The organism is Mesorhizobium sp. M2A.F.Ca.ET.039.01.1.1, assembly GCF_003998035.1.
Classification (GTDB): Bacteria; Pseudomonadota; Alphaproteobacteria; order Rhizobiales; family Rhizobiaceae; genus Mesorhizobium.
This window is the reverse complement of record NZ_RZRY01000094.1, coordinates 1-14,274: the sequence shown is the minus strand read 5'-3', so window position 1 is coordinate 14,274 and position 14,274 is coordinate 1. Positions and strand designations below refer to the sequence as shown.

14 protein-coding genes and 1 pseudogene are annotated in these 14,274 nt (G+C 63.7%); 10 read left to right on the top strand and 5 right to left on the bottom strand.

Going from position 1 to position 14,274, the window contains the following annotated elements:
• The 3 genes from EOA24_RS10400 to EOA24_RS10390 all read left to right on the top strand — a co-directional run.
• On the top strand, positions 1 to 1,671 hold a 1,671-nt coding region (locus EOA24_RS10400; RefSeq protein WP_133374489.1), incomplete at its 5' end, for a potassium transporter Kup.
• A 149-nt stretch (positions 1,672 to 1,820) separates the two neighbouring features.
• Positions 1,821 to 3,740, top strand: a complete 1,920-nt coding sequence (locus tag EOA24_RS10395; RefSeq protein WP_126082073.1) for a potassium transporter Kup — start codon at positions 1,821 to 1,823, stop codon at positions 3,738 to 3,740.
• Positions 3,741 to 3,785: 45 nt separating this feature from the next.
• Positions 3,786 to 4,826: an aldehyde reductase gene (locus tag EOA24_RS10390; protein ID WP_126082074.1), complete on the top strand. Its 1,041-nt coding sequence runs from the start codon at positions 3,786 to 3,788 to the stop codon at positions 4,824 to 4,826.
• Between the two features lie 35 nt (positions 4,827 to 4,861).
• On the opposite strand, the gene EOA24_RS10385 is transcribed toward EOA24_RS10390, so the two are convergent.
• A complete protein-coding gene (locus tag EOA24_RS10385; protein ID WP_126082075.1) occupies positions 4,862 to 5,755 on the bottom strand; it encodes an SDR family oxidoreductase in 894 nt (297 codons plus the stop codon).
• A gap of 274 nt (positions 5,756 to 6,029) precedes the next feature.
• Here EOA24_RS10385 and EOA24_RS10380 point away from each other — a divergent pair, with 274 nt between their 5' ends.
• A complete protein-coding gene (locus tag EOA24_RS10380) occupies positions 6,030 to 6,440 on the top strand; it encodes a helix-turn-helix domain-containing protein (protein ID WP_126082076.1) in 411 nt (136 codons plus the stop codon).
• 73 nt (positions 6,441 to 6,513) lie between these two features.
• Positions 6,514 to 7,740 carry an NAD(P)/FAD-dependent oxidoreductase gene (locus EOA24_RS10375; RefSeq protein ID WP_189343102.1) on the top strand — a complete coding sequence of 409 codons (1,227 nt, stop codon included), beginning with the start codon at positions 6,514 to 6,516 and terminating at the stop codon, positions 7,738 to 7,740.
• On the opposite strand, the gene EOA24_RS10370 is transcribed toward EOA24_RS10375, so the two are convergent.
• Positions 7,697 to 8,416, bottom strand: coding sequence for a glutathione S-transferase family protein (locus EOA24_RS10370; protein ID WP_189343103.1), 720 nt, complete (start codon positions 8,414 to 8,416; stop codon positions 7,697 to 7,699). The genes EOA24_RS10375 and EOA24_RS10370 overlap by 44 nt on opposite strands.
• 1 nt (position 8,417) lies before the next feature.
• Positions 8,418 to 8,723 carry a Rieske (2Fe-2S) protein gene (locus EOA24_RS10365; RefSeq protein ID WP_126082079.1) on the bottom strand — a complete coding sequence of 102 codons (306 nt, stop codon included), beginning with the start codon at positions 8,721 to 8,723 and terminating at the stop codon, positions 8,418 to 8,420.
• Between the two features lie 96 nt (positions 8,724 to 8,819).
• Between EOA24_RS10365 and EOA24_RS10360 the strand changes: the two genes are divergently transcribed.
• From EOA24_RS10360 to ilvC, 3 genes and pseudogenes are all read left to right on the top strand, one after another.
• Positions 8,820 to 9,275, top strand: a complete 456-nt coding sequence (locus EOA24_RS10360) for a MarR family winged helix-turn-helix transcriptional regulator (protein WP_126082080.1) — start codon at positions 8,820 to 8,822, stop codon at positions 9,273 to 9,275.
• Positions 9,276 to 9,402: 127 nt separating this feature from the next.
• Positions 9,403 to 10,056 carry a TetR/AcrR family transcriptional regulator gene (locus tag EOA24_RS10355; protein ID WP_126082081.1) on the top strand — a complete coding sequence of 218 codons (654 nt, stop codon included), beginning with the start codon at positions 9,403 to 9,405 and terminating at the stop codon, positions 10,054 to 10,056.
• 7 nt (positions 10,057 to 10,063) lie between these two features.
• Positions 10,064 to 11,101: pseudogene (gene ilvC, locus EOA24_RS10350) on the top strand (ketol-acid reductoisomerase); the annotation flags it as partial.
• Between the two features lie 182 nt (positions 11,102 to 11,283).
• On the opposite strand, the gene EOA24_RS10345 reads toward ilvC, so the two are convergent.
• Together EOA24_RS10345 and EOA24_RS10340 are read right to left on the bottom strand one after the other, a co-directional pair.
• Positions 11,284 to 11,568, bottom strand: a complete 285-nt coding sequence (locus EOA24_RS10345) for a PilZ domain-containing protein (RefSeq protein WP_126060181.1) — start codon at positions 11,566 to 11,568, stop codon at positions 11,284 to 11,286.
• Between the two features lie 166 nt (positions 11,569 to 11,734).
• On the bottom strand, positions 11,735 to 12,340 hold the full coding sequence (locus EOA24_RS10340; RefSeq protein ID WP_126082083.1) for a BA14K family protein: 606 nt from the start codon (positions 12,338 to 12,340) through the stop codon (positions 11,735 to 11,737).
• Between the two features lie 165 nt (positions 12,341 to 12,505).
• On the opposite strand from EOA24_RS10340, the gene EOA24_RS10335 reads away from it, so the two are divergent.
• Positions 12,506 to 13,618, top strand: a complete 1,113-nt coding sequence (locus tag EOA24_RS10335) for an endonuclease/exonuclease/phosphatase family protein (protein WP_127409782.1) — start codon at positions 12,506 to 12,508, stop codon at positions 13,616 to 13,618.
• A gap of 4 nt (positions 13,619 to 13,622) precedes the next feature.
• Positions 13,623 to 14,274, top strand: a 652-nt coding sequence (locus EOA24_RS10330; RefSeq protein ID WP_127409781.1) for a hypothetical protein, incomplete at its 3' end; no start/stop codon positions are given.

The following is a 14,274-nucleotide window of genomic DNA, read 5'->3' as shown; positions in this document are numbered from 1 at the left end:
GTCAAGTATGTCGCCTTCGTGCTCAGGGCCGACAACAAGGGCGAGGGCGGCACGCTGTCACTGATGGCGTTGGCGCGCAGCGCCTATCCCCCGGGCTCCAGGCTCATCCTGGTGATCGGCATTTGCGGCGCGGCGCTGTTCTTCGGCGATTCAATCATCACCCCGGCGATCTCGGTACTGTCGGCGGTCGAAGGCCTGGAAGTCGTCACGCCTGCGCTCGATGCCTTCGTGGTTCCGATCACGCTGGTCATTCTGGCGGTGCTTTTCGCCGTGCAGCGCTTCGGCACGGGCAAGGTGGCGGCGGTGTTCGGGCCCGTGACGGCGACATGGTTCGTGGCGATCGGCGCGGCCGGCGTCTACCACATCGTCGATGACCCGTCGGTTTTCTTGGCGATCAATCCATATTATGCGATCTACTACCTGGCCACGACGCCGACCGGAGCCTTCGTTACCGTCGGCGCGGTCTTCCTGGCGGTGACCGGCGCGGAGGCTCTCTATGTCGACCTCGGCCATTTCGGCCGCAAGCCGATCGTGATGGCCTGGTTCGCGATCGTGTTTCCCTGCCTGCTGCTCAACTATTTCGGCCAGGGCGCCTTCGTGCTCTCGCATGGCGGCAAGCCGACCAACCCGTTCTTCCAGATGCTGCCCGAATGGGCGCTAATGCCGATGGTGGGCCTAGCGACAGCGGCCACGGTCATCGCCAGCCAGGCCGTCATTTCCGGCGCCTTCTCGCTGACTAGGCAGGCGGTGCAGCTCAACCTTCTGCCGCGCATCGAAGTGCAGCACACGTCCGAGATGCAGAGCGGCCAGATCTATATGCCGAGGGTCAACCTTCTGGTCGCGCTTGGCGTGATGCTTCTGGTCGTCGGCTTCGGCAGCTCGAGCGCGCTTGCGTCGGCCTACGGCATTTCGGTGACCGGCGAGATGCTGATGACGACTATCCTTTTGTTCGTGGTGATGCGCTGGCTGTGGAAATGGCAGGTTGCGACCGCACTGGCCCTGGTGGTGCTCTTCGGCGTCATCGATCTCGGTTTCTTCTCGGCCAATGTCGTCAAAATCGTCGAGGGCGGCTGGGTCTCGATCACTGTCGCCTGTCTGATGGGGCTGATTATGTGGACCTGGATCCGCGGTACCCGCTACCTGTTCGACAAGACGCGCCGCAACGAGATCCCACTCGACTTCCTGGCGTCGAATCTCCTGAAGAAGAAGCCGCAGCTCGTCTCGGGCACGGCCGTGTTCCTGACCAGCGATCCCTTAAGCGCGCCGACCGCGCTGATGCACAGCCTGAAACACTACAAGGTGCTGCACGAGAAGAACGTCATCCTGTCGGTGGTGACGGCGCCGCAGCCGGTGGTGCCGGACAGCGAGCGCGTGAAGATGGAGACGGTCAACGAGCTGTTCATGCGCGTGACGCTGACCTTCGGCTACATGGAGCAGCCCAACATTCCGCGCGCCTTGGCCATCTGCCGCAAGCAGGGCTGGAAGTTCGACATTATGACGACGTCGTTCTTCCTGTCGCGGCGCTCGCTGAAGGCCTCACCCAATTCCGGCATGCCGGTCTGGCAGGACCGGCTGTTCATCAGCCTGGCGCGCTCGGCGGCGGATGCCACTGAGTATTTCCAGATCCCGACCGGGCGAGTGGTCGAGATCGGCACGCAAGTGGCCATCTGAACGAGAGCGGCTTGCGCCGGATGAACAAACGCGGGCCGGTCCGTAGACCAAAAGCCGTGCGCCGGCGGCATGGGAGCCCTCACGCAAGGGCACTTGATATTGCACTGCAGCAAGCGTAGAGCACCGCGCGTTTTATCGGAGTGTCGTCCATGGCCCTCGCCAATGGTGGTGCAGACGCAGAACCCGCCGACCAGTCGAGTCACGCTGAGATTGAGCAGCATAGCACCAAGGTGCTGATGCTGGGCGCGCTCGGCGTGGTCTATGGCGATATCGGCACGAGCCCGATCTATGCGTTCCGCGAGGCGCTGCACGCCTCTTCCGGCGGTGATGTCGCGAACCGCGCCGACATCCTGGGCGTGCTGTCGCTGATCATCTGGTCGCTGACCATAACGGTGACGGTGAAATACATCATGTTCGTGCTGCGCGCCGACAACCGCGGCGAGGGCGGCGTGCTGTCGCTGATGGCGCTGGCGCGCAGCAGTTTCGCTACACGTTCCGCGATTATCCTGGCCATAGGCATCGTCGGCGCCTCGCTGTTCTTCGGCGATGCGGTCATCACGCCAGCCATCTCGGTGCTATCGGCGGTCGAAGGCATGAATGTCGTGACGCCGGCCTTCCAGCCTTACGTCGTTCCGTTGACGCTGGTCATTCTCGCCGTGGTCTTTGCCGTGCAGAGGTTCGGTACTGGGGGCGTCGGTCTGGTATTCGGTCCGGTGACTGCAATCTGGTTTCTGGCCATCGGCCTGTCCGGTCTCAACCACATCATCGACGATCCGGAAATCCTGTGGGCCATCAGCCCGCATTACATCGTGGCTTTCCTGATCAATTCACCCGATGTGTCTTTTGTCACTATCGGCGCCGTGTTCCTGGCCGTCACCGGAGCCGAGGCGCTCTACGCCGATCTTGGTCACTTCGGCCGCAAGCCGATCGTGCTGGCATGGCTGGCGATTGTGTTTCCCTGCCTGCTTTTGAACTATGCCGGGCAGGGCGCCTATGTGCTCGCCAAGGGCGGCACGGTCGGCCATCCGTTCTTCGAGATGAACGAGGGCTGGGCGCTCATCCCGATGGTGGTGCTGGCGACGGCGGCAACTGTTATTGCCAGCCAGGCTGTGATCTCCGGCGCCTATTCTCTGACCAGGCAGGCGGTGCAGCTCAACATGCTGCCTCGGCTCGAAATCCTGCACACTTCGGAAAAGCAATCCGGGCAGGTTTACATGCCGCGCGTCAACATGCTGCTGGCGTTGGTGGTGATGCTGTTGGTGGTCGGTTTCGGGGAGTCCAGCAAGCTGGCTTCGGCCTACGGCATCTCGGTGACCGGGAACATGTTGGTGACGACGACGCTGCTCTTCGTCGTCATGACTCGGATCTGGAAATGGAACATCTGGCCGGCAGTTGCGCTGACGGCATTGTTCGCGCTTATTGACGTTGGCTTCTTTGCCTCCAACATCGTCAAGGTGTTCGAGGGCGGCTGGGCCTCGCTCGCTGTTGCCTTCGCCATCATCCTCGGCATGTGGACCTGGGTGCGGGGCAGCCGCTACCTATTCGACAAGACGCGCCGCAACGAGATCCCGCTCGATTTCCTGGCGGCGAACCTGCTGAAGAAGAAGCCACAGCTGGTCTCAGGCACCGCCGTGTTCCTGACCAGCGATCCGCTCAGCGCGCCGACGGCGCTGATGCACAGCCTGAAACACTACAAGGTGCTGCACGAGAAAAACGTCATCCTGTCGGTGGTGACCGCGCCGCAACCGATCGTGCCCGACAGCGAGCGGGTCAAGCTGGAGACGGTCAACGAACTGTTCATGCGCGTGACGCTGACCTTCGGCTATATGGAGCAGCCCAACATTCCGCGCGCGCTGGCCATCTGCCGCAAGCAGGGCTGGAAGTTCGACATCATGACGACGTCCTTCTTCCTGTCGCGGCGCTCGCTGAAGGCTTCACCCAATTCCGGCATGCCGATCTGGCAGGACCGGCTGTTCATCGGCCTGGCCAAGACGGCGGCGGACGCGACGGAGTATTTCCAGATCCCGACCGGACGCGTCGTGGAGATTGGCACGCAGGTCGCCATCTGACAGACTGCGCCGCATCGGTCGGAACAGTGCCGAAGGGAGGCGGGCATGAGCGGCGAGTTGGTGCTTGTGACCGGCGGATCCGGCTTTCTCGGCGCTCATTGCATCGTAGCGCTTCTGAACGCTGGCTACCGCGTGCGCACCACGGTGCGCTCGGCCAGGCGCGAAACCCATGTTCTTGCGATGCTGGAGGTCGGCGGCGCCGAGCCGGGCGACGCGCTTTCCTTCGCCCATTCCGATCTCATGAGCGACAAAGGCTGGTCTGAGGCGGTCGCCGGATGCCGGTACGTCCTTCATGTCGCTTCGCCTTTTCCGCCCGGCGTGCCGAAGCATGAGGACGACCTGATCGTCCCGGCCAGGGAAGGGGCGTTGCGCGTGCTGTGGGCCGCACGCGATGCCGGGGTCGAACGGGTGGTGCTCACCTCGTCCTTTGCCGCTGTCGGTTATGGCCAGTCATCGGTCGTCGGACGTCCGTTCACGGAGGAGAACTGGACCAACCTTTCGGAAAAGGTCGGCGCCTATGTGAAGTCGAAGACGCTCGCCGAGCGGGCGGCGTGGGATTTTATTGCCACCCAATGCGGCGCACTGGGACTGGCGGTGGTCAATCCGGTCGGCATCTTCGGGCCGGTCCTGGGGCCGGATCATTCGACGTCGACCGATTTCATCAGGCGCCTGATGGATGGCGAGATGCCCGGACTGCCCCGCATGGTCTTCGGCGTGGTCGATGCGCGCGACGTCGCCGACCTGCATCTGCGCGCCATGACCAATCCTGCGGCCAAAGGCGAGCGGTTCCTGGCCATCAGCGGCGATTTCATGACGATGCTGGAGATCGCGCGGACGCTGAAAGCGCGGCTCGGCAATGCGGCGTCGCGGGTTACCACAAGAGAGCTGCCGGACTGGCTTGTCCGGATCGCCGGGCTGTTCGACGGGCAGGCGGCTCAGATCGTGACGGAATTGGGCAAAGCCAGGAACGCGACGAGCGCCAAGGCCATGCGCTTGCTTGGCTGGACGCCGCGATCACGCGAAGACGCGCTTGTCGCGACCGCTGAGAGCCTTGTCCGGCTTGGATTGCTCAAGAAGTCGAAGTGAAGCGCGCCTGAGGGCCTTCTCAGGCGCGCCTGGCTTCAGCCGAGCAGGGTAGCCTTGTTCGCTTCTAGGAACTGCTTCAGCGTCCGGGGCGTGCGGCCCGAGAGTTTTTCGACGGCATCGGTCACCTCCGCAATGCGTCCGGCGCGGGTGTTGGCGTCGAAGGAGACGATGATGCGGGCGAAATCCTCTGGAACGCCGGCTGCTTTCACCCCTTCGGTAAGCGCCTCGTCCGGCAGTTGGATGACTTCCAGCGGCTTGCCGGTCACCTCGCTTACCAGAGCGGCGATCTCGCCCACCGTATAGGCCTGAGGGCCGGTCAGCGTGTAGATGTGGCTTTCCTTGGAGCCGGATGCGAGGCCGGCGGCAATGGCGGCCGCCATATCGTCGCGCGCGCCATGCGCGATGCGCCCTTCGGCGGCCGATGTGTACCACTTGCCCGACGAAATGGCGTGCGGCAGCGACATGAACAGGTTCTCCTGATACCAGCCGTTGCGGAAGATGGTGTAGGAGATGCCGCTCGCCTTGATCGCCTGCTCGGTGCCGTAGTGATCGCCGGCAAAGAGCACGGGCGAGCCCGGCTCGGGATTGGGCATCGAGGTGTAGAGCAGATGCGAAACGCCTGCCGCCTTGGCCGCGGCCACGGCCGTCTCATGCTGCTTCAGGCGGCGGCCAGTCTTCAGATCGAGGTCGCCAGTCGAGATGATCAGCACCCGGTCGGCGCCAGCGAACGCCTTCTCCAGCGAGGCGCTGTCGTTGAAGTCGGCGGCCCTGACGGCGATGCCGCGCGCTGCAAGGTCGGCGAGGTTCTCGGGGTTGCGGGTGGCGGCGATGATGCTCGAGGGCGCAATTTTCTGCGCCTCCAGCAAGTGATTGATGACGGCTCGGCCGAGCTGGCCGGAAGCGCCGGTGACGAGAAGGGTTTCGGTCATGGGGAGGGTCCTGAAAAATTGCGTCGAAGGCGGATCAAGTGGTAGTCTCAAAAAGAGACCAGCACTAAAATAGGAATTGACCTCGGGCCGTAAAGAAGGCAGTTTTTCGGGAGGTAGGCACGGCGAGGGAACCACCATTGCCGGCCTAAAGCGCGTCGCGATCTTTCAGATTTGCTCCACGCGCTCTAGGTTTTGATCTTACGCATGTTCTTAACCCGAAACCCGGTTCCCGCTTTCGGGAGACATGCTTCAGTTTCGATCGGCGGATATCGCAATGGACAGCAAGATCTTCAATCTGAAAGCCAAGCTCGAGGTCTATAAGGCGATGACCAACGGCGGCAATTTCGCCGACTGTCCGGTCCGCGACGTGATCCAGGGCATCAGCGGCAAATGGAGCTCGCTGCTGGTCATGGCGCTGGCAGAGAGGCCCTACCGCTTCGGTGAGCTGCGCCGGCTGGTTCCCGACATTTCGCAACGCATGCTGACGCAAACGCTCTACGACCTGCAGCGCGACGGCTATGTGCACCGTGAAGTTTTCCCGACCAAGCCGCCGAGCGTCGAATACAGCCTGACCGATCTCGGGCGCTCGATGTTTGCGCCCCTGCAGATGCTGGTCCAGTGGGCCGAGCTCAACCATGACGCCGTGCGCGAGGCACGTGCCGCTTTCGACGCGGCTGAAGCCTGACAGGCGTCAAAGCGCCAGCTTGATTTGACTGATGTGTTGGGAGATTGTCCGGCCGGCTTGGCTTGGGCGGGCAATGAGCAGATCCTACGACATCGCGATTGCCGGCGCCGGGCCGGCCGGATTGGCCGCGGCGCTCTATCTCACGCGGGCGGGGCACAAGGTCACCATCTTCGAGCGCTTCGACGCGCCGAAGCCTGTCGGCTCCGGCCTCATCCTGCAGCCGACCGGGCTGACAGTCCTCGCCGATCTCGGCCTGCTCGATGACATTCTTTCGCTCGGCAGCCGTATCGAGCGGCTGCACGGCACCGACGCCCAGACCGGGCGCACGGTGCTCGAAGTCCGCTACGACGCGCGGCGCGGCCGTCGCTTCGGCCTCGCGGTGCATCGGGCGGCGCTGTTCGGCGTGCTCCATCGCGCCGCCTTGCGCGAAGCGATCGCCATCGAGACCAATGTCGAGGTCGAGACACCGGAGACGACCGAGCGCGCGACGCTGGTCTGCGCCAACGGCAAGCGGCTCGGGCCGTTCGACCTCATTGTCGATGCCAGCGGCGCGCGCTCGAAACTGCGGCACTATCTCGGCGATGCCGCCATGCCGCGACCGCTCGCCTATGGCGCGTTCTGGGCGTCGCTCGGCTGGCGGGGCGGCTTTGACAGAAGCGCGCTGCTGCAGCGCTACGACAAGGCAAGCATCATGGTCGGCGTGCTGCCGATCGGCCGGCCGGAGCCTGGCGCGCAAGACATGGCGGCCTTCTTCTGGAGCCTCAAGCCGGCCGACGCCGAACGAGTGAAGGCCGAGGGGCTCGAAGCATGGAAGGCGAGAGTGATTTCCGTCTGGCCGGAATGCGAGGTTTTCACCAGCCAGATCGACAGTTTCGAGCAGCTCTCGCTCGCCCGTTACGGCCATCACACGATGAGACTGCCGGCAGGCCGGCGGCTTGCGGTTATCGGCGACGCCGCGCATTCGACCAGCCCGCAACTCGGGCAAGGCGCGAACATGGCGCTGCTCGACGCCGCCGCGCTCAGCCATGCGCTTGCGCGGGCGGACAGCCTCGACGACGCGCTGGCGACTTATGCCAGCGCACGCCGTTGGCATGTGCGCGTGTTCCAGGCATTGTCACTGTCGCTGACGCCGTTCTACCAGTCGGACTCCGCAGCTTTGCCCTTTGTCCGCGACCGCATGGTGGCGGCGCTGGCGTGTATCCCGCCGGGGCCGCAATTCCTCGCCGCCATGGTCGCCGGAACGGTCATCGACCCGTTCAGGCGGATCGGGCTTGCGGAGTTTCAGTGGCCTGCCGCCTGATGATCCCGGATAAATAGGATCCCTTTGCCTGCAGAAAGGCATGCAACCGCCGCGGATAGTCCGCGCCGACCGCCTCCTTGACCGATTGCCGCCTGCTCAAGGCCGCGCGCCAGGCCTGGACGAGCGGCTTGCCGTCGAGAATGCCGAAATCGCCGATGCGGTCGAAGGTGTCGAAGTAGCGGAAGATCGGCCCGTAAACGGCATCGACCAGCGAGAAGCGCTCGCCGGCGAACCACGGGCCGCTTTGCGTTGCCGGCAGTTCGGCCTCAACACGAGCGAACATCTCGAACAAGCCTCTGCTTTCGTGGAGGAACGCAGCTTCGTCGGCGGCGGAATAGAAGCGGCCTATGGCATTGAGGATGGCCGAGCCGAATTCGATCCAGGCGCGATGCCTGGCTCGCGCCAGCGGATCGGCAGGGTGCAACGGATTGGCTTCGGTCTCCTCGAGGAATTCGAGGATGACGGCGGATTCGAAAATCACCTCCTCCGAGTGGCCGTGCCGCACGCGGAGCAGAGGCACCTTGCCGAGCGGCGATATGGCTCTGAACCATTCCGGCTTGTCGGCAAGGTCGACATTGACCCGTTCGAGCGGCACGCCTTTCTCGGCGAGCGCAATCGCGGCGCGCTGGACGTAGGGGCAGAGGTGATGGCTGACGAGGGTGAGCCTTTCGGTCATCTCACTCTCCCCAGACATAGTTGAGCGCGCCATCGTCGACGCGGGTCGACAGGAACATCAGGCGCGAGCCTTTCGGCGCCGGTCCTTCGAGACGCTCGCCGCTTTCCATGTCGAATTTCGCGCCGTGCCATTGGCAGACAAGCGTGCCGTCCTTGCAGTCCAGCGGTCCGCCGAAATGCAGGCAGACATTGGCCGCGGCGCGGATGCGTTCGCCGCTGCGCCAGACATGGACCTCGCGACCGAAGAAGTGCGCGATCAGGCTGCCGGCCTGCGGGATGTCGGCGATCTTGCAGATTTCATGTTTCATCAGAAAGTTCCTTGTTGATGCAATTGCATCTATATGGATGCAAATGCATCGATCGTCAAGCTTGATGCAGTTGCATCTATCGACTAGGCTGCGCCGATGACGAAGACGTCGCCATCGCCGGAAGCCATTGCAGCCTGGGCGCGCCTCGTGCGGGTCTCGCGCCAACTGGTCGAGAGGACCGAGGACGCGCTGAAGGCAAACGGCCTGCCGCCGCTCGCCTGGTATGACGTGCTGCACGAACTCGCCGAGGCGGGCGAGGGCGGGCTAAGGCCGTTCGAGCTGATCGATCGCGTGCTGCTGGCGCAGTACGGCGTCTCACGACTGCTGGCCCGGCTGGAGGCGGATGGCCTGGTCGAAAAGCTGCCCGTCTCCGACGATGGCCGCGGGCAGACCGTTCGCATCACGGCAAGCGGCCGGGAGATGCGCCGCCGCATCTGGGCGGTCTATGGCGCTTGCATCGCCGATCGAATGGACGGCAGGCTTTCAGCCCAGGACCTGAAGACCTTGGCCAGCCTGCTCGGACGGCTGCGCGATCCGCCGGCCAGCGACTAGCTGGCGAGGCTCGCTGCTCCGCCGGTCATTTTTCGCGGCAGCCCCTTGCATCGGAAACAGGAATGCGCAATAAGCCGAACCGTAACGTACGGTACGCCTCTGGGCTATCGGAAAACCGGGAAAGACCGTGCTGCAGGCAGGCGCCGATATCGACACAAGCGAAACGCTGACGGAGCGTCAGCAGGCCGTTCTGGACGCGGCGCTCCGCCTGCTGGTGGAAGAGGGCGACAACGTCACCATGACCGCGGTGGCGCGGCGGGCCAGCTGTTCCAAGGAAACGCTCTACAAATGGTTCGGCGACCGCGACGGACTGCTCAACGCTACGGTGCAGTGGCAGGCCTCCAAGGTGCGCGTGGCGCCGGTCGATCGCAAGAGTCTCGACCTCGCGTCACTGACGGCAAGCCTCCAACGCTTCGCCTCTGACTGGCTCAAGGTGATCTCCAGCGATACGTCGATCGCGCTCAACCGCGTGGCGGTCGGCCATGCCGGCTCCGGCAAGGATGACCTCGGCGCCATTGTGCTGCAGAATGGCCGCTTCGCGCTGGCCAGGCGGCTGAAGCCGGTGCTTGAAGCAGGGCGTCAAGCCGGGCTGCTCGATTTCGAGGACGCCGAGACGGCGTTCCGGACCTTTTTCGGCCTGGTCGGCCGCGACGTGCAGATCCGTCTGCTGCTTGGCGACCAGGTGGAATTGACTGAGGCGACGATCGGCGGCGATGCCCGCCGCGCGACGCAACAGTTTCTCGCTCTCTTCGGAGCAAAAACCGGGCCGCTGGCCCTCTGATCTTCAAAAGGGAAGGAAGACCAAAATGCGTGTTTATTACGATCGCGACGCCGATCTCAATCTGATCAAGGGCAAGAAGGTCGCCATCATCGGCTATGGCAGCCAGGGCCGGGCGCATGCGCTCAACCTCAAGGATTCCGGCGTCAAGGAAATCGCCATCGGCCTGAAAGCCGGCTCGGCGACCGCCAAGAAGGTCGAGGCAGACGGGCTCAAGGTGATGAGCGTGGCGGACGCCGCCAAATGGGCCGACCTGATGATGATGGCGACGCCCGATGAATTGCAGGCCGACATCTACAAGAACGAAATCGCCCCGAACATCCGCGACGGCGCCGCGATCGCCTTCGCCCACGGCCTCAACGTGCATTTCGGCCTGATCGAGCCGAAGGCTTCGGTTGACGTCGTCATGATCGCGCCGAAGGGCCCGGGCCACACGGTGCGCGGCGAATACCAGAAGGGCGGCGGCGTGCCGTGCCTGGTCGCCGTTAACCAGGACCCTTCGGGCAACGCGCTCGATCTCGCGCTCTCCTATGCCTGCGGGGTCGGCGGCGGCCGGTCCGGCATCATCGAGACCAACTTCCGCGAGGAATGCGAGACCGACCTGTTCGGTGAGCAGGTTGTGCTGTGCGGCGGCCTGGTCGAGCTGATCCGCGCCGGCTTCGAGACGCTGGTGGAAGCCGGCTACGCGCCGGAAATGGCCTATTTCGAGTGCCTGCACGAAGTGAAGCTGATCGTCGACCTGATCTATGAGGGCGGCATCGCCAACATGAACTACTCGATCTCGAACACCGCCGAATGGGGCGAGTATGTCTCGGGTCCGCGCATCATCACCGCCGACACCAAGGCCGAGATGAAGCGCGTTCTGAAGGACATCCAGACCGGCAAGTTCACCTCGGAGTGGATGCAGGAATATCGTGCCGGCCTGGCGCGCTTCAAGGGCATCCGCCGCAACAATGACAGCCACCAGATCGAGGAAGTCGGCGCCAAGCTGCGCGCGATGATGCCGTGGATCGCCAAGAACAAGCTGGTCGACAAGGCGAAGAACTGAGGCGATCCACGTCTTTTGCCTGCGCGTCCTCGGGCTTTGCCCTGCGGCGCGCGGGTAATCGCGAAGAACAAGCTGGTCGACAAGGCCAAGAACTAATTCGCAATTTCATAGATGCTCGGAGAAGCCGGCGGATCGATCCGCCGGCTTTTTCTTTGCGAGATCGACGGCAGTGCCGCCGCAGCTCAGCCGTAGTGCCAGTGTGGCTTGGGCTCGGTGCCGGTGAACTCGACGCCGATGCGGTCCTCGCGGCGCCAGCGCACCACGGCCCTGTAGCCGATGCCATCGACCGGCACATAGAGCAGGAATTCATCCGGCACGCGTGCGTCGATCGGCACTTTCAACTCCGCGCCGTTCGAATGCATGTTGCGTACCGTGCACGTCACCTCGGAATTGTTGATGCCGGTCAAGATCGCCGCGCCCTTCAGGACGCGTTGGCGGCGTTGGATTCTGAGTTCGTTTTCGGCCATTGCAGGGTACGTTCTGGCGAATTTTTCGCTGCGAATCGGCATGTGAAGCACCGACATGGATGAATAGGCGCCGCTGATGAATTTAGGGTTATCAAGGTCGCGGCACAGGGTTGCGGCATAATAAAACGGCGCCGCGAAGGGCGCCGTTTCTGTGCCAGCAGGCCGCTCAGATATAGGGCGAAATGCACTGCCGGCGCGGGCCGTAGTTGGGCTGGAACGTGTTGTCCCAGGCCCGATAAGACCGGTAGCGGTCGTAGCACCATTGGACATGGGCCCTGGAAAGCTGCTCCGTCCGGTAAATGCGCCGCGGCTGAACATAGCGCGGATAGGGGTCGTAATAGTAAGGATCGTAGTAATTGTTGTAGGCCAAGCTGCCCAAGCCAAGGCCAAGGCCCAGCCCCAGGATCGCGGCCTCGCTGTCGCGGAAGTGCCGGCGGTGATGGTGCCGCCAGCGCCAGTCGCCATCGCCATTCCACCTGTCTCTGTCCCAGTTGCGGTCCCAGTTGCGGGAGAAGTGCCGGTTGCCGTCGCGTCTGACATCGCGGCCGCGCCACTCGCCGCCGCGCCGCCAGCGCCAGTCATACATCTGCGGCGAGTAGTTGTTGCCGCCAGCCCAACTGTCGCGGACGGGGACGATCGTGGGTGCCACCGCGCTGGTGGCGGTCGAGAAATCGGGCTGCAGGATCGGGCCGGCCACCGACGGCGCGGTCACGCCGGCAACGAGCCCCAGGGCCAAAAGCCCGGATCTGAAGGAAGAAAACAGCGGTTTCATTTCACTCTCCAAGGAGTAAAGGCCCCACGCCCAGAGCACCCCGGGAATGGGCTATTGTTGGAACTTTTCGTCTGAACGGAAGATGAACGGAAAGGTTCCATCAACCATGACGAGCATACGCCCGGCTCTTGTTTTCGGCCTCGCTTGCGCGCAAAGGTCACCGCCATGTCGCTCCGCCTCGCCACCTTCAATGTCGAGAACCTGATGAACAGGTTCGATTTCTCGGGCTATCGCAACCAGCTCAATGAAGACCGCACGCTGGCGCTGTTCGACATCCAGAGCGAGGCGGAATACCGGATCCTCGAGCAGGCCCGCGCGATCGCCCAGTCCGACGACACCCGCCAGTTGACGGCGCTCGCCATCGCGGCCACACGCGCGGACATCATCTGCATGCAGGAGGTCGACAATATCGAGGCGCTGAAGGCGTTCGAATATGGCTATCTGTTCAAGATGATCGGGCAGGGCTACCGTCAGAAATACACCACGGCCGGCAACGACTCCCGCGGCATCGATGTCGCGGTGATGATGCGCAACGAGACCATGCAGGGCCAGCCGATCGAATTCGTGCGCATGACGAGCCACGCCTATGTCACGTTCGAGCGGTTCGGCCTCTTCACGCCGGAGCTTGCGGGGCTCGGGCATGTGGCCAGCGATCGCATCTTTCGGCGGGACTGCCTGGAGGTCGACCTCACTGTCGGCGGCGTGCCGCTGACACTCTATCTCGTGCATTTCAAGTCGATGGGCTCGCCGCTCAACGGGCTGGACGGCCGCGAGGCGACAATGCCGCTGCGCATGGCCGAGGCGCAGGCCGTGCGCCGCATCATCGAGGAGCGTTTCGGCAAGGACCATGCCGCCGACAAGCGCTGGGCGATCTGCGGCGATATGAACGATTACCGGCAGCGTGTCAGGATCGAGGGCGACAGCTTCGACGGCTATCGCTTCGAGGTCGTGGATGAAGCCCAGTCCTCGATCAACGTGCTGACCGCCGGCGGCTTTTGCGAGAATGTCGTCGAGCGGCGGCCGGAGATGGACCGCTGGAGCTTCTACCACACGCGCGGCCCGGAGGAGCGGCATCTCTGCCAGCTCGATTACATCCTGCTGTCGAAGGCACTGGCGGCGAAGAACGCGACCGCCGTGCCCGACATCATCCGCAACGGCCAGCCCTGGCGCACCATCTTCCCGGCGGGCCAGGAGGTCGAGCGCTTTCCGCGCGCCGGCTGGGACAGGCCGAAAGCGTCGGACCATTGCCCCGTGGCAATCACATTGGACATGGCGTGACCCTTTGAGTTTCGATCTGCCCCGCAACGTCATCCTGCCGGTCGATGCGGTCGACGTCCGCCTCGATCCCGGGCCGCACCCCTTCGCCGTCAGCAATGCGGAAGCGATTGCTGAGAACTGGCGCCAGGAGATCGCGGCCAAACCGGCGCTGTTCGACGGCACGGTGGTGCTGCTTTCCGAACTGGCATACCGCGACAGCCGCCTCGTCGGCCGCTGCCATGCGGTCAATTATTCGACCTTCATGCTGTGGCGTAAGCGACGCGAGAATTCCGGTGCCGAGCACGCCTATGCGCATGCCATGCTGGTCGCCGGGGACAATGCGCTGGTGGCGATCCGCATGGGCCGGCACACGGTCAATGCCGGCCGCGTCTATTTCGCCGCTGGCTCGTTCGAGCCGGTCGATTTTCGCGACGGGCTGGTCGATATCGACTTCAACATGATACGCGAGGTGGGGGAGGAGACCGGGCTCGATCTTTCAGCGGCCGAGCGTGGACAGCGCTATCACGCGCTGTCGACGGCGAGCGGCACGGTGATTTTCCGCCGCTACCGTGTTGCCGAAACGGCCGACGCGCTGGCGCGGCGCATCAGCGCCTTCGTCGCCGCCGAGGCCGATCCGGAGATCGAAGGGCCAGTCGTCATCCGGCATGCCGCCGATT

What these genes read in the sequence shown, in the direction of transcription:
- EOA24_RS10395 (WP_126082073.1), top strand. Translation starts at nt 1,821, where the DNA reads ATGGCCCTCGCCAATGGTGGTGCAGACGCAGAACCCGCCGACCAGTCG.
- EOA24_RS10390 (WP_126082074.1), top strand. Translation starts at nt 3,786, where the DNA reads ATGAGCGGCGAGTTGGTGCTTGTGACCGGCGGATCCGGCTTTCTCGGC.
- EOA24_RS10385 (WP_126082075.1), bottom strand. Translation starts at nt 5,755, where the DNA reads ATGACCGAAACCCTTCTCGTCACCGGCGCTTCCGGCCAGCTCGGCCGA.
- EOA24_RS10380 (WP_126082076.1), top strand. Translation starts at nt 6,030, where the DNA reads ATGGACAGCAAGATCTTCAATCTGAAAGCCAAGCTCGAGGTCTATAAG.
- EOA24_RS10375 (WP_189343102.1), top strand. Translation starts at nt 6,514, where the DNA reads ATGAGCAGATCCTACGACATCGCGATTGCCGGCGCCGGGCCGGCCGGA.
- EOA24_RS10370 (WP_189343103.1), bottom strand. Translation starts at nt 8,416, where the DNA reads ATGACCGAAAGGCTCACCCTCGTCAGCCATCACCTCTGCCCCTACGTC.
- EOA24_RS10365 (WP_126082079.1), bottom strand. Translation starts at nt 8,723, where the DNA reads ATGAAACATGAAATCTGCAAGATCGCCGACATCCCGCAGGCCGGCAGC.
- EOA24_RS10360 (WP_126082080.1), top strand. Translation starts at nt 8,820, where the DNA reads ATGACGAAGACGTCGCCATCGCCGGAAGCCATTGCAGCCTGGGCGCGC.
- EOA24_RS10345 (WP_126060181.1), bottom strand. Translation starts at nt 11,568, where the DNA reads ATGGCCGAAAACGAACTCAGAATCCAACGCCGCCAACGCGTCCTGAAG.
- EOA24_RS10340 (WP_126082083.1), bottom strand. Translation starts at nt 12,340, where the DNA reads ATGAAACCGCTGTTTTCTTCCTTCAGATCCGGGCTTTTGGCCCTGGGG.
- EOA24_RS10335 (WP_127409782.1), top strand. Translation starts at nt 12,506, where the DNA reads ATGTCGCTCCGCCTCGCCACCTTCAATGTCGAGAACCTGATGAACAGG.